This window comes from Bacillus sp. EKM202B, from assembly GCF_011066025.1.
Classification (GTDB): Bacteria; Bacillota; Bacilli; order Bacillales; family Bacillaceae_G; genus Bacillus_A; species Bacillus_A toyonensis.
On sequence record NZ_JAAMNK010000008.1, the window covers coordinates 171,689 to 184,898 of the forward strand.

Sequence of the window (13,210 nt, forward strand, 5' to 3'; positions counted from 1 at the left end):
TAGTGTTGATGATTTGTAAGGAAAGGAACTAACTATATAATGAATAAAAGCATATTAATTATTGATGATGATAAAGATATTGTAGAGTTACTCGCTGTTTATTTACGAAATGAAGGATATAACATTTTTAAAGCTTATGACGGTGATGAAGCAATACAAATGATATCTGCATATGAAGTTGACCTCATGATTTTGGACATTATGATGCCAAAGCGAAATGGATTAGAAGTTTGTCAGGAAGTGCGTGAAAATAATACTGTACCTATCCTTATGCTGAGTGCAAAGGCTGAAGACATGGACAAAATATTAGGGCTTATGACAGGTGCAGATGATTATATGATTAAACCGTTTAATCCACTAGAATTAGTCGCTAGAGTGAAAGCTTTGCTGAGAAGATCCACTTTCCAAAACGCTGCTACTCAAAAGAAAGACGATGGTATCATTCGTATTCGAACAGCTGAAATCCATAAGCATAATCATACTGTTAAAGTAAATAATGAATATATTAAACTTACATCTATTGAATTTGATATTTTATATTTACTAGCGAGCAATACAGGAAGAGTATTTAGTTCCGAAGAAATATTCGAACGTGTTTGGAATGAAGATGGTTATGGTTCAAATAAAACTGTAATGGTTCATATTAGTAATTTACGGGATAAACTTGAAACAGTAATGAATGGAGAAAAATTTATTCATACTGTATGGGGAGTAGGCTATAAAATTGAGAAATGAAGCATTTGATATTTTAAAAGATATCCCAAAATGGAAGATAATTTTTTGGTTTTTATTAGCTATCACTCTTACACCTATTACTGAATTAATTATATATCGCCTCATTACGAGTGTAATCGAGAGTTCACTTACTCTAACCGAACTCGGTAAAGAATTCATTCGGATTTTTGGTTATGAAAAGTATAAAGGGATTAAAGAATCTTTATGGATGATGATTGTTTCTTATTTATTTTTATTTTCTATTTTTTCATCCTATCTATATATTTTTTATCGTCACGAGAGAAAGCTTTACTATGAAACTTGTATAAAAAAAATGATAGAAGAGATTCGTTATATTGCAAATGGAAATTTCAATCATAAAGTTTCCATCGTAAATCATAATTATTTAGAAGAGTTAGCGACTGGGGTCAATCAAATTGTTGAACAATTAAAAGAGTCAATTGACGAAGAAAGACAGGCAGAACAAGCAAAAAGCGAACTAATTACAAATGTATCACATGATTTACGTACTCCCCTTACATCAATAGTTGGATACGTGAATTTAATCCATCATGATAATTATAGAGATGAAGTGGAATTACGTCATTACATACAAGTCATTTATGGTAAAGTAACACGTCTAAATGCATTAATGAATGACTTGTTTGAATACACCCGTGTTCAAAATAAAGAGTTAAGTTTATATTCTGCTCCCATTGATATTGTAGAGCTACTTGGACAATTAACTGTTCAATTCCGAATACAAGTGCAAGAAGCAAATATTCAATGCCGTCCTTCTTTCCCCTCTCAAAAACTCATGGTATTAGCTGATGGAGACAAATTAGTGCGTGTATTTGAAAATCTTATTATAAACGCTATCGCTTATGGAAACGAAGGTGGTTATATTGACCTTACCGCTTATGAAAGCAATAATATGATTACAATTGATATAACAAATTACGGACAACCTATTCCTAGTACAGATTTACCTCATATTTTTGAACGTTTTTATCGTGTTGAAAAATCACGTTCAACACACACTGGTGGATCAGGACTCGGATTAGCAATTGCAAAAAGTATTGTCGAACTGCATAAAGGAACGATTGAAGTATATAGTGATGACAAGAAAACAACTTTCACTGTAAAACTACTACCATATAAAAATTAATACACCATAATTTTAGGTTCAATTTCTAATACGATAAGAAATTGAACCTTTTATTTTCCATCAATATCCAAAGTTTAATAATCTTTTATAATTCTTTAGAAATTCTTTACCTTTTCTTTCTTCCTAATTAAGCATTCCTTTTTACAATATTATTATTGATGTCATAGTAGGAGGATCGCTTATGCAATTCTTGAAAAAATTCACAATTTTATTATTATCTTTTATTATTACTGCACTTATCGTTTTATATTTTTATCTTTATGTAAATGGTCCAATTATTCAAGCTAAATCAGCTATTTTAATAGATGCTAATTCAGGTGAAGTTATTTATAAAAAAAATGAAGAAACCCCTATACAATCAGCTACTTTGTCTAAATTAATGACAGAGTATATCGTATTGGAACAACTGAATAACGGCAAAATACAGTTAGATGAATCCGTAAAAATAAGTAACGAATTATTCCAAGCGGAAACGACTCCTATGCAAGTAACAGCAAAGGATAAAACGACGGTTCGTGATTTACTTCATGCATTGCTTTTAACAGGAAATAATCGTTCTGCACTCGCACTGGCAGAACACATTGGTGGCAATGAAGATAACTTTACAACGTTAATGAATGAAAAAGCAAAACAGCTACAGTTATCACAGCCATCTCCTTTTCTAAACTCTACTGGAGCTAATCAAGATACAAATAAACAATCGAATACAACAGCGAAAGATGCAGCTAAACTAGCAACGCATTTAGTAAAAGATTTCCCTAATGTACTGAATATGACGAAACTAACCTCTTACCAATTTACCTTCAAAAATTTTCAAGTTTTCAACACAAATAAAATGATTTATTCCCTCAATGAAAACATTAAATTCCAAGGTGTTGATGGCTTGCAAACTAGTTTTTCAACTAACGGTAATAATAGTTTTGTCGGTACTGCAAAACTAGGAGATACTAGGCTTATTTCAGTAATATTAGAATCCGATGAAGAAAACACTACTTTTATTGAAACAAAAAAATTACTTCAGTACGGTTTTGAACCTTCCTCGTACTCTGCACTCCAAGCTTTTAAAGATACTCTTACATCTTGGGCAATATTGCTACAGTTTAAAAATTTAATCATACAAACGATGATGATCTTTTTCATTATTACAATTTTAATGTTTTTACATTTACGTCAAAGAAAATCCGAGGATTTCAACTAAGAAATCTTCTTACATATAAAAACCGACTTGCGTTTACAGTACAAGTCGGTTTTTACGTCTATAATCCTCTTCCAATTAAATTCGCTGAAACGGGCTGAAGATTTAACTCTCTTGCCCATATTGATAGCTGACCTATATGATGAATTTCATGTACGACAACATGTCGTAACACTTCACCATACTTGTACTCTTTATCCGTCCATGAAACTTTTAATATTTTATTCTCTAAGTCTTCTGTCCACGATTGTAAAAATCCCTCTAAATCCTTATTATACAAATGAGATAATGCTTTCACTTTTTGAATAGATTGATAATCCTTAAATTGCGGCTCATCTACTTCTTTTCCTTTCAAATCACAAATCCAGCTATACTCAACATCTACAATATGAAATAATGTTTCTAATATACTTCCAACACCACCAACACGTTTGCGAAGTAATTCTTCCACTGTAAGTTGTTCACACCACTTAAACCAATCTTCTCTTACTTGCCAGTTATATTGAAATACAGTGTACACATTTATCTCTCCCCTACCCCAAGTATCCACTTAACAGCACCTATAATATAATGTGGCTCATCCTTTTGAATATAGTGACCGCTATGTTCTGCAATTATAAATTTACTTTTACTGGATAATTGTAATAATTCTCTTTGTAATTGTAACCATTTCAGTTGTGCAGCTTGCGAATAAAAAGCTTTTTTACCAGCAGCTAGCACGACAAGGGGAATATCGTTCATTGATTTACAATGTCTATCTGCTTCACCTAGACTAAACATAAACTCTTCATATGAACTTTCATATGCAAATTGTTTATAGTAAGCTTCTTGAAATTCTGGAGACATGATTGGCAAAAATACTTCTTTATAATTTTCTGGTTTCGAATCAACCAAAACTGTTCCCAACATATCCTCGGGATAAAAAACCGTAAATAACCGTGCATTTATACCACCAAAAGAATGCCCTACAAAAATATAAGGTGGCCTCAGTTGTAAAAGATTTAAACATGTTCTTAAATCTTTGACCATTTCAGAACTAATACGTTGCTTGGAACTCTTCCCACTTTTCCCTAATCCAGCTCGATCATATGTAAGTATCGTCCCAAATTCCGTCAGTCTTTCAGCAATATAATCCCATGCCTTTGAATAATCCCCGTAGCCTGATTCCATTATAATAACAGGCTGCCGCTTTTTTCCTTGAAATACTTTCGTATACATTTTAAAATCATCAACTTGTACATATTCCTCTATACATTTAACCATTGACAATCACTTCTCTTCGGTCAAGTTCCTCAACAACATGATCAATTATTTCACTTACAGAAAAAGATCCATCCAATACGATATCTGAATTCGGTTTAACAGTATGAATTGCCTCTAAATAAGCTTTTCTCGCATGTGCCATGTAATGTTTTAAATCATTATGTATTTCACTCATAGTATCTTCTTTAAAATCTCGTAAAATTCTTCTAGCCATTGCAATATCTAAAGGTGTGTCAATAAATATAGTTACATCAATGAACTGCCCCATTTCTCTATTTAAGTATGCAAAAGGATAATCTACAATAATATAGTCTAATTTACTATCTCGTATAAGATGCTGAATATCATGAATTAATGGTGTAAGTACCCACTCGTCATAATTCGCTCCATCATCAATCCATTTACAAATATCAGCAGGACAGTTATCAAAGTTATAACTATCAAGAAATAGCGCTTTTGAATTTGTTAACTCATGAGTTAAACTTTCTGTAATAGTAGTTTTACCTCCCCCTGAAACAGCTGCAATTGTGATTACTATAGTCTTTCTATTCATAATTTCCCACCAATCCCTTTTAATTAACATAATAAAATTATAAGAAGCTATTATTTTTTATTATTCCATTCATATTCTAGCATACTCATTTCCCATAAATTCCAATACGTTTCTCCTACTTTTTTTGAATCTCTTAATAAACCTTCTTTTACAAATCCTATTTTTTCATAACAAGAAATGGCCGACGTATTAAAATCATACACGCCAAGAGTTACTCTATGTAGTTTTAATTCTTCAAACGCAATATGAAGTACTGCTTTCATCATATGTTTTCCTATTGAACGCCCTCTCATTTTCGTATTACCAACTAACACTTTTCCAATTCTCGCAGACTTATTTATATCGTCTATTTGACCAAGTGAAATATGACCAAGTACTTCTTCAGTCTTTTCATCTATTACTTTGAAAGCGAGTGTATTTTCACTTTCTATATATTTCTCTAATTGCTGTTCGTTTAAAGGATATGTAAATGCATTTCCTGACCACTGTATTAAAAATTGTTCGGAATGAATCCAATTTATTAATTGTTTGAAATCAGATCTTTTAAAGGGCACTAATTTAATCACTCTCATTCTCCTTTCGTACATCACTCTTTATAGCCTCAAACTTATTTCTATATAAAGAATATATTCTCCTTTTATACGAAATTAAAATAAAGCCATTCATCAGAATGGCTTTACAAACAAAGCATAATTATGCTTTATTTGCTACGTCAACACCATTAAAATCAAACTCTGCAGTAATCGTTGTAACAGGAGGGAAAATTGCTTCAATTTTGCAAATGGAGATAATTACTGCAACAGATCCAGGAATAGCTGCAAGCTTAACTACATCACAACTTACAGACGAAACAGTACCTACATAAGTACGTCCCTCTGTATTAATTTGAACTGTGCGATTAATTAATTTCTTAAGCTCATCTCTAATTCCTTGCACACAAGAATTATCACATTTCTCATGCTTTTCTTTGTTACACTCTTCGAATATCTCCCAACAATCATCCTGTTTACATGTACACTTCTTTTTACAATTATTAAATCGAGAACCCAAAACCTCACCCCCTAATCCTTTCTATTAGTAAAGTATGTCCACTAGCTTAAAAGTGTACGAGGCAAACACATAGAAAGAAAAAAACAAACAATTGTACTAAACATTTTTTTCTTTATTAATTATAAAAACAATTCTTTAACAGTTAGCGGCTTCTTTAATGAGGGGACTTGGATTTAATTCTGCTGAATTTAAAGTTTAGATAACCTCTTTATCAAATGAATCTTTTTTTCTTTTAATAAGCCAGCTCCTTTAAGAGTTAGCTGTTTTTCCTATTACTTTACATATACATAGGCTTTGTTTGCAGTAATATAATATATTTTTTCTCTGCTGTTTTGAAATATACATTCAGAAAAACGTACTCCAAAATTAGATATTATTTATAATCAGAATGTTTTCTTCAACATGTGTTTATTGATAAATGTCATAACCAGTAATTCTCTCCACTATCTCTTGGAAATTAGCATAGTTTTTATGAATTCTATATGTAGTAGAAAGCACTCTATCATATAAAGATAAAATAATAGGTTTATAAACAAGCCATTTCTTCACTAAAACATAGAATGATAGTAATCCTATTTGAAGGGAGGTATAAAAAAATGTCCTGGAATAATGATTGCTGGAGTTCTAAGAAACAGCATTGTTGTGATGACTGGTGGAAGTCTAAAGAAAAGCATCATTGTGATGATGATTGGTGGAAGTCTAAAGAAAAGCATCATTGTGATGATGATTGGAGTTCTAAGGAAAAGCATTGTAATGATGATTGGTGGAAATCTAAAGAAAAGCATCATTGTGATGATGATTGGAGTTCTAAACGAAATAAGTGTCGTTGTAAATGTTTCTTTATTTGTTGTCATTGTAAAAGAAAACATTGGTAAGATTTTAATGTCAACTTAACGGAAAGAATATGTCTTTTGGGATCGATAAATACTAGAATATAATATACAAAAAGCTGACTGAGTATAGTCGGCTTTTTGTATATTAACACATAAAGATTTAGACTGCCATCTATAGTTACAAGTTGAGTGGAGTGTCGAAATATAAGCTGACTCTTATAAATCGACTTTGTAATTATTTCACATACACTTTATTTACAGTAGTAAGTTTTCCTTTTGCTATGGTGCATTAAGTCCTGTAACACTTAATTTTGCATCAATAACAAACCCTCAGCATACTCACTTAATCGCTGCGACAACATAGGGTTTATCATTTCACGTTTACTATGAGTTACCCATATCTTATATTTTGTGTAACTAGCCCAAACGCTAAATTCCTTGTTATTCATAGCATCATAACATTTTATCTTTCTAGTTACACAATGCATTAACAATGAGCAACTAGAAATTAGCATCCGTGTCATTCTTCCCTGTCTATCGCATGAGCTCTTCTATGTAACTAAGAAATCCACCTTAAATGGGTGGTCTTTTATGTAAGTGAATAAAAAGATTACATTATCCCTCCAAATGTAATTGTTCCTAGTAAGCCTAATAAAACAAATCCTGTCAAACAAACAAAATCAGCAAGACAAATGGAAGATTGTGATAAAGGAACAAATGACCTACTTGTATTAGATCCATAATGTTTTATTTTCTCATAATTTATTTCTAACATTACGTGTAGACATGATACACATTCTTCAGTTGTTTGAATAGATTCATCTTCTAATCGCTCCAATAACCTACTATTAAGAGCAAACGGAAGAGAATACTGCTTGTCTAATTTCATATTTTGGTACATTAATTGTAAACGAGATAACATATTATTTTTCTTTTTGTCAGACTTCAGTTTACTTTTCATATTATTAAATTCATTTAATAACATCGTCAACTCATCTCTGCTGCCATATAAATCTTTAGCTATTCTTCTTTTTAGTTTGTACGAATAAATCATAGATTTAATCTCAATCATTGTATTACACTTCCTAATTAAATTTTATTTAACCCAATATGTTAAAAACAGTACTTTCAAATCCTATTAAAAATACACTTAAGTATCTTGATTTACTATCGATTAATATTACATTAACCTTACACAGTTGTAATAATTTCTTTAACACCCCTCCCGAACAAACATACATTTCTTTCCGGTCAGTTTTAATTCGGAAGTTAATTGCGTCATTTATAAAAATAACCCTGATCTATTTTGTTAATAAAAAATAAAAAAGTGGCCACCAAACTACAGAGTAATATAACAACTCCCTTTTTAGTTTGATGTCCACGGATTCTTCCAGTAGGACTAAATTTATAATTATTATTATAGCCTTTTCTCATATTTTAGTATATTTCTCATTAGAAAAAGATTATTTTATATAAATTACTATAAGCATCCATAAAGCCAAGGCGCCAATGATAGCGAGCGCTATACGTGTAGATAGTATCCTTAATTCAAAATCAGTTTTCTTGGAGGGTTCAGGATATGCAATTATGTAAATTCCCTTTAATAATGCAAGCCATGCAATAACCGTTAGGAACCCCTGCCAGTTGAATGCCCATACATTATGTAAGATTACAGTGCCTAGCCCTAGGAAAATCGATAAAAAACCGTACATAATACCAAACCCTCTGTCTTCAACCACTAATTTTTTCAATTCACGTAATACCGATGGGCGTACGAAAAGTATTCCCGATACGATAACCGTGATCCATCCCCAAAACAATCCTAAAAAAGTGCTAGTTTCCATTTTTAGTTCACTCCCCTCAATTATTTATATTTCAGATATTCCTACCTTTAGAACAATTTCAGCACCTATATATTGGCTATATTCTGCTCTTTATTCATACAAATATGGCATATTCAATACCTATCCTTAATCATCTCATTCTTCGTCATTATCTATCCGAATCAACCGAAGTCGCTTTATACTATTCCCGCACACTTTTTCATAACTTGGAGCTATCATGCACTGGAGCCAATATAATGATTTATTTGCCTTTTCACTAACCTCTACAATTGTCCCCTCTGTAATAAAATGATCACCTTGATACAATGTATACTCGCTTATCCCATGGAATCATCATTATTCCCTTCCCTATTAAAATAGCGTTTTTATTTCAAATGATACTCCTATTAATTTAAACGGATTTTTCAGTGTTTTTACCCAAAAATTCGTGATATCGTTAATTAGTCGAGTACTTCATTACTTGATGATTATCCTTAGGAGCCTCGCAGACAATCGGTGTTTCTTTTATGTAAATAAGGATTTTGTTTAAACTTTACGATATGCAACTATATTAAAATATCTTCTAAAATTCCCATTAAACATTTATAATACTTTTAAACGGTTTAAATTCTACAATCAGTAATGGAGGCATTTTAATGGGAAACATCCCAAAAGTATCATCACACCAATCAAGTCCTAATATACCCTCACAGCAAGTGAACCCTAATACACAACAAGGCAATAGAAAAAAACAAGACGCCGTATTATAACTACTTTGGCTATTATGGTACCTATAATTTTTGTCCTTCAATATTCTCTGAATAACCAACAAGAAATGATTAAAGAAAAACAAATCACGCTGAATACGGAACAACAAAAATTATCTTCTGTAAAGAAGGATGGCCATTCCCTTAAGAATGATGTTAAAGCTTTAACAAGTAGTGAAGAAGAAATTTTAAAATTCGCAAGGAAATTGTATGGATTTTCTAAACCGAATGAAACTATATTTCAAATAACTGAATAAAATTACACTGCATTACCCAAAAGGCGATTTGAAGATAATCGCCTTTTTATATTTAATTTCTAAAGGAATCATACTACTCTCTCTTTCTATCAAATAACTATTTTGTTTAATTTATTAAAATACAACCGCTTGTCCATTTCAGTTTGCTCTGTCAGTACATTTACTAATAGTAATACAATTTTTAGAGGTGATAAATTATGGACGAGTTTTTATCTTTTGTTGCACATAATCCCGGTTCTATTGGACCTACACTTCCACCTGTTCAACCCTTTCAATTCCCTACTGGTCCCACAGGTTCTACAGGAGCTACTGCTTCAACTGGACCAACCGGACCAACCGGACCAACTGGATTTAATCTTCCTGCTGGACCTGCATCTATTACCTTGACTTCTAACGAAACCACAGCATGTGTATCCACTCAAGGAAATAATACTTTATTTTTTTCGGGGCAAGTATTAGTAAACGGTAGTCCTACTCCAGGGGTAGTGGTCAGTTTTTCATTTAGTAACCCTTCTCTTGCTTTCATGGTTCCTCTTGCTGTCATTACCAATGCTTCAGGTAACTTTACCGCTGTATTTCTAGCCGCTAATGGGCCTGGAACAGTAACCGTTACTGCTTCACTTCTTGATTCTCCTGGAACAATGGCTAGCGTCACTATTACCATTGTGAATTGTCCGTAATGGTTTTGTTTTTAAGGACTAAGCAGTTTCTGATAAGATGAGCACTGATTTACAGTGCTCTTTTTTATCATGGGGATGTTCTTTTTAAATGAAATTTCGAAACACCCTACTAAAATAACGCTTTTATTAATCACTAATGATCTTTATATTTCTTCAGCTTGTCATCACAGGTAATTTTTAAAAGTAGTTAACTTCTCAATGTAGTTTGTGTATATAATTCCATTCAAAGATACATAATACCCACGTAACTATTTAAAAACACTTCGTTTTTATATCAAAGTTCAAAAAGGAGCTACACAACATGGATAAAAAAGATTTATTAAGTCAACAACTTGATCATGTATCATCTGATGCGCTGAATACTCCTAGTAAAGCCCAAGAGCAAATGCAAGAAACATCTCAGCAGGCACATAATTCAAACAAAAAGGGCAATACTCAATCTTTACATGTTGAAGATTTACCAAATTAAGACGTATATAGAATAACGAACAAATACTAAATTTTAAGGGGAAAAATTCTTAAGAACGAGTGAACTTAATTTTTTCCCTTTTCCTATTTACATAACACTTAAATAGGAAATACGTACACATTTTTGACACATTCCCTATCACAATCTCCTGAAAATTCGTGATAATATTAATTTGTCGAATACGCCAAATTTCGACATTGCACGACAATACTATCTCCCTTAGTGAATCCCTGTCCCCCAGGGATTTCTCCTTTTATTCATTACTTTTCGCTTCACTAAATTTTCATCCTTAACAAAATTCAATCACTCCAATGAATAGACATGCCACAATCCTATTTTGATAAAAACTATAAAACAAACATACGTCGTAATAATACAAGTAGAATTTTACTACTTCAAATTTACTTCTTCTCTTTTTATAAACATGAAAAATGAGCTCCATTTACATAGAGCTCATTCCTACATTTATAATTTACTAGACTGTAGCCCCTGAATATGTGGAACTACTTCTGGATTTACAAGTGATGATAAATCTCCTAATTCTTTTCCTAAGTAAGCCGCTTTGATGACGCGTCGCATTACTTTAGAATTACGTGTTTTTGGCAAATCCTCTACAACGTGGATATCCTTTGGACATAATGCTTTTCCGATATGAGAATTTACTAAACTCATTAATTCTTTCTTTAATTCTGCTGTAAATATTACACCATCTCGTAATACTACAAAGCAATGACACACCTCACCTTTTACATCGTCAGGTACACCAATGGAAGCTGCTTCTATTACATTAATATGTTTCACAAGAATAGACTCATATTCAGCAGGCCCAATACGTTTACCAGCAATATTTAGCGTATCATCTGAACGCCCTGTAATGATATATTGTTCACCATCATAAATAACCCAGTCACCATGAACCCATTTATTTTCAAATCGTGACCAATATGTGTTCACATAACGCTCATCGTCTTCCCAGAAACTTTTCGTCATTCCAACCCAAGGTTTCTCTAAACATAATTCTCCAACTTCATCACGGATTGGTTTACCTTGATCATCAAGTACAACCGCAGCCATACCTGGTAACGATGCGTTAAAACTAATTGGTGCGATTGGCTTAATCAGAACATTACCGAAAATCCCACCAGAAATTTCAGTTCCGCCTGAATAGTTACAGATTGGCACTTTTCCTTTTCCAACTGTTTCAAACAGCCACATCCATGGATCAGGATTCCAAGGTTCTCCTGTTGATGCGAATACTTCTAAACTCTTTAAAGAATGTTTATTCACATACTCATCACCTTTTGCCATTAATGCACGGATTAACGTTGGCGAAATACCGAGATGAGTAATTTCATATTTATCAACCGTCTCCCATAAGCGATCTGCTTCTGGAAAGTCTGGAACACCTTCGTACATAACCATCGTTGCACCATTTATGAGTGAACCGAATAATAAAAATGGCCCCATCATCCAGCCCATATCAGTTACCCATAATACACGATCACCTTGTTTAATATTCATTCCAAATCCTGCATCAAAAGCTGCTTTCAAAGGAAATCCTGCATGCGTGTGTACCGTTCCTTTTGGCTTACCAGTCGTTCCTGATGTATATATGAGCATTAAAGGATCATCACTATGCATTTCATCGGCATGTATGAATGGTTTTTCTTTTTCTAGTGTACTCCATGAAAAGTCATAATGATGCGGTGTAAAATCATTTCCTGCATGACGAAGAATTACCACCTTTTCAACAGTCGGGCAATGTTCACAAGCTTTATCTACTTCATCCTTTAAAGAAACAATTTTCCCGCGGCGTGAAAATCCATCTGCGGTAATAATCATTTTTGAACCAGCTGCTTGTACGCGTGTCATAACTGCATCCGAAGCAAATCCCGAAAATATTGGTGAAATAATTGCTCCGATTTTCATTACAGCTAGCATCGCAACAACTGTTTCCGGAATCATCGGCATATAAATTGTTACACGATCGCCCTTCTCAATACCCGCTTGTTTCAAACCATTAGCAACACGGCTTACCCAATTGTCAAGCTCTTCATATGTAAATGATTTTGAAGTTCCATTTTCCCCTTCGTACTGAAGTGCTGGCTGTTTTCTTGTCACTTCATCCGCAATCCAGCGGGATAAAGCTGATTCTACAACGTTACATGTTCCACCATTATACCACTGTGCAAATGGCGTACCATTTTCTAAATCTAACACTTCTGTATAAGGTTTCATCCATTGATAGCCAACTGCTTTTTCTGCCTCTCCCCAAAACCAAGCTGTTTCCTCAATAGATTTATTATAAAAAGTTTCATAGTCTTCATATCCCAATGATTTCATCCAACCATATAAACGTGTTTTTTCCTTATACTCTTCTGTTGGAAACCAAACTGCTTGTTTCAATGTTTTCCCCTCCTTGACTTTTTGAGCAAGAA

14 protein-coding genes and 1 pseudogene are annotated in these 13,210 nt (G+C 32.9%); 7 read left to right on the forward strand and 8 right to left on the reverse strand.

Annotation, left to right across the window (positions count from 1 at the left end; translation table 11 throughout):
- Positions 1 to 39: 39 nt before the first annotated feature.
- The 3 genes from G9F74_RS12995 to G9F74_RS13005 all read left to right on the forward strand — a co-directional run bounded on the left by G9F74_RS12995 (position 40) and on the right by G9F74_RS13005 (position 3,080).
- Positions 40 to 735, forward strand: coding sequence for a response regulator transcription factor (locus tag G9F74_RS12995; protein ID WP_001043192.1), 696 nt, complete (start codon positions 40 to 42; stop codon positions 733 to 735).
- Positions 725 to 1,882 carry a sensor histidine kinase gene (locus tag G9F74_RS13000; protein WP_016108463.1) on the forward strand — a complete coding sequence of 386 codons (1,158 nt, stop codon included), beginning with the start codon at positions 725 to 727 and terminating at the stop codon, positions 1,880 to 1,882. The genes G9F74_RS12995 and G9F74_RS13000 overlap by 11 nt, the downstream gene beginning before the upstream one ends.
- Before the next feature lie 181 nt (positions 1,883 to 2,063).
- Entirely contained in the window at positions 2,064 to 3,080 is a 1,017-nt protein-coding gene (locus G9F74_RS13005; RefSeq protein ID WP_016108462.1) for a D-alanyl-D-alanine carboxypeptidase family protein, read from the forward strand.
- Positions 3,081 to 3,138: 58 nt separating this feature from the next.
- Here G9F74_RS13005 and G9F74_RS13010 read toward each other — a convergent pair whose 3' ends face one another.
- The 5 genes from G9F74_RS13010 to G9F74_RS13030 form a co-directional block, all read right to left on the reverse strand.
- Complete coding sequence (locus tag G9F74_RS13010; RefSeq protein ID WP_000288861.1) at positions 3,139 to 3,597, reverse strand: DinB family protein; 459 nt, start codon at positions 3,595 to 3,597, stop codon at positions 3,139 to 3,141.
- A 2-nt stretch (positions 3,598 to 3,599) separates the two neighbouring features.
- Positions 3,600 to 4,340, reverse strand: coding sequence for an alpha/beta fold hydrolase (locus G9F74_RS13015; protein ID WP_016108461.1), 741 nt, complete (start codon positions 4,338 to 4,340; stop codon positions 3,600 to 3,602).
- Positions 4,333 to 4,893, reverse strand: a complete 561-nt coding sequence (locus G9F74_RS13020) for a nucleoside/nucleotide kinase family protein (RefSeq protein WP_016108460.1) — start codon at positions 4,891 to 4,893, stop codon at positions 4,333 to 4,335. Before G9F74_RS13020 ends, G9F74_RS13015 begins: the two co-directional genes overlap by 8 nt.
- 50 nt (positions 4,894 to 4,943) lie before the next feature.
- Entirely contained in the window at positions 4,944 to 5,483 is a 540-nt protein-coding gene (locus tag G9F74_RS13025) for a GNAT family N-acetyltransferase (RefSeq protein WP_131202478.1), read from the reverse strand.
- A 103-nt stretch (positions 5,484 to 5,586) separates the two neighbouring features.
- On the reverse strand, positions 5,587 to 5,943 hold the full coding sequence (locus G9F74_RS13030; RefSeq protein WP_016108458.1) for a hypothetical protein: 357 nt from the start codon (positions 5,941 to 5,943) through the stop codon (positions 5,587 to 5,589).
- Between the two features lie 596 nt (positions 5,944 to 6,539).
- Here G9F74_RS13030 and G9F74_RS13035 point away from each other — a divergent pair.
- Positions 6,540 to 6,818 (forward strand): hypothetical protein, encoded by a 279-nt coding sequence (locus G9F74_RS13035; RefSeq protein ID WP_080119704.1) that lies wholly within the window; start codon positions 6,540 to 6,542, stop codon positions 6,816 to 6,818.
- Between the two features lie 568 nt (positions 6,819 to 7,386).
- Here the strand turns inward: G9F74_RS13035 and G9F74_RS13040 are convergent.
- Together G9F74_RS13040 and G9F74_RS13045 are read right to left on the reverse strand one after the other, a co-directional pair.
- Positions 7,387 to 7,848 (reverse strand): hypothetical protein, encoded by a 462-nt coding sequence (locus G9F74_RS13040; RefSeq protein ID WP_000569861.1) that lies wholly within the window; start codon positions 7,846 to 7,848, stop codon positions 7,387 to 7,389.
- A 391-nt stretch (positions 7,849 to 8,239) separates the two neighbouring features.
- Positions 8,240 to 8,620, reverse strand: coding sequence for a hypothetical protein (locus G9F74_RS13045; RefSeq protein ID WP_000450239.1), 381 nt, complete (start codon positions 8,618 to 8,620; stop codon positions 8,240 to 8,242).
- Between the two features lie 635 nt (positions 8,621 to 9,255).
- Here G9F74_RS13045 and G9F74_RS13050 point away from each other — a divergent pair.
- The 3 genes and pseudogenes from G9F74_RS13050 to G9F74_RS13060 all read left to right on the forward strand — a co-directional run bounded on the left by G9F74_RS13050 (position 9,256) and on the right by G9F74_RS13060 (position 10,772).
- Positions 9,256 to 9,623: pseudogene (locus G9F74_RS13050) on the forward strand (FtsB family cell division protein).
- A 197-nt stretch (positions 9,624 to 9,820) separates the two neighbouring features.
- Entirely contained in the window at positions 9,821 to 10,303 is a 483-nt protein-coding gene (locus tag G9F74_RS30420; RefSeq protein ID WP_016108454.1) for an exosporium leader peptide-containing protein, read from the forward strand.
- Positions 10,304 to 10,604: 301 nt separating this feature from the next.
- Positions 10,605 to 10,772: a hypothetical protein gene (locus G9F74_RS13060; RefSeq protein ID WP_000358201.1), complete on the forward strand. Its 168-nt coding sequence runs from the start codon at positions 10,605 to 10,607 to the stop codon at positions 10,770 to 10,772.
- A gap of 465 nt (positions 10,773 to 11,237) precedes the next feature.
- Here the strand turns inward: G9F74_RS13060 and G9F74_RS13065 are convergent, their stop codons facing one another.
- Positions 11,238 to 13,178 carry an AMP-binding protein gene (locus G9F74_RS13065; protein ID WP_016108453.1) on the reverse strand — a complete coding sequence of 647 codons (1,941 nt, stop codon included), beginning with the start codon at positions 13,176 to 13,178 and terminating at the stop codon, positions 11,238 to 11,240.
- Positions 13,179 to 13,210: the final 32 nt, after the last annotated feature.

Bases quoted from the DNA above. Each gene is read 5' to 3' on its own strand.
- G9F74_RS13040 (WP_000569861.1), bottom strand. From the start codon at position 7,848: ATGATTGAGATTAAATCTATGATTTATTCGTACAAACTAAAAAGAAGA.
- G9F74_RS13015 (WP_016108461.1), bottom strand. From the start codon at position 4,340: ATGGTTAAATGTATAGAGGAATATGTACAAGTTGATGATTTTAAAATG.
- G9F74_RS13005 (WP_016108462.1), top strand. From the start codon at position 2,064: ATGCAATTCTTGAAAAAATTCACAATTTTATTATTATCTTTTATTATT.
- G9F74_RS13045 (WP_000450239.1), bottom strand. From the start codon at position 8,620: ATGGAAACTAGCACTTTTTTAGGATTGTTTTGGGGATGGATCACGGTT.
- G9F74_RS13020 (WP_016108460.1), bottom strand. From the start codon at position 4,893: ATGAATAGAAAGACTATAGTAATCACAATTGCAGCTGTTTCAGGGGGA.
- G9F74_RS13060 (WP_000358201.1), top strand. From the start codon at position 10,605: ATGGATAAAAAAGATTTATTAAGTCAACAACTTGATCATGTATCATCT.
- G9F74_RS30420 (WP_016108454.1), top strand. From the start codon at position 9,821: ATGGACGAGTTTTTATCTTTTGTTGCACATAATCCCGGTTCTATTGGA.
- G9F74_RS13035 (WP_080119704.1), top strand. From the start codon at position 6,540: ATGTCCTGGAATAATGATTGCTGGAGTTCTAAGAAACAGCATTGTTGT.
- G9F74_RS12995 (WP_001043192.1), top strand. From the start codon at position 40: ATGAATAAAAGCATATTAATTATTGATGATGATAAAGATATTGTAGAG.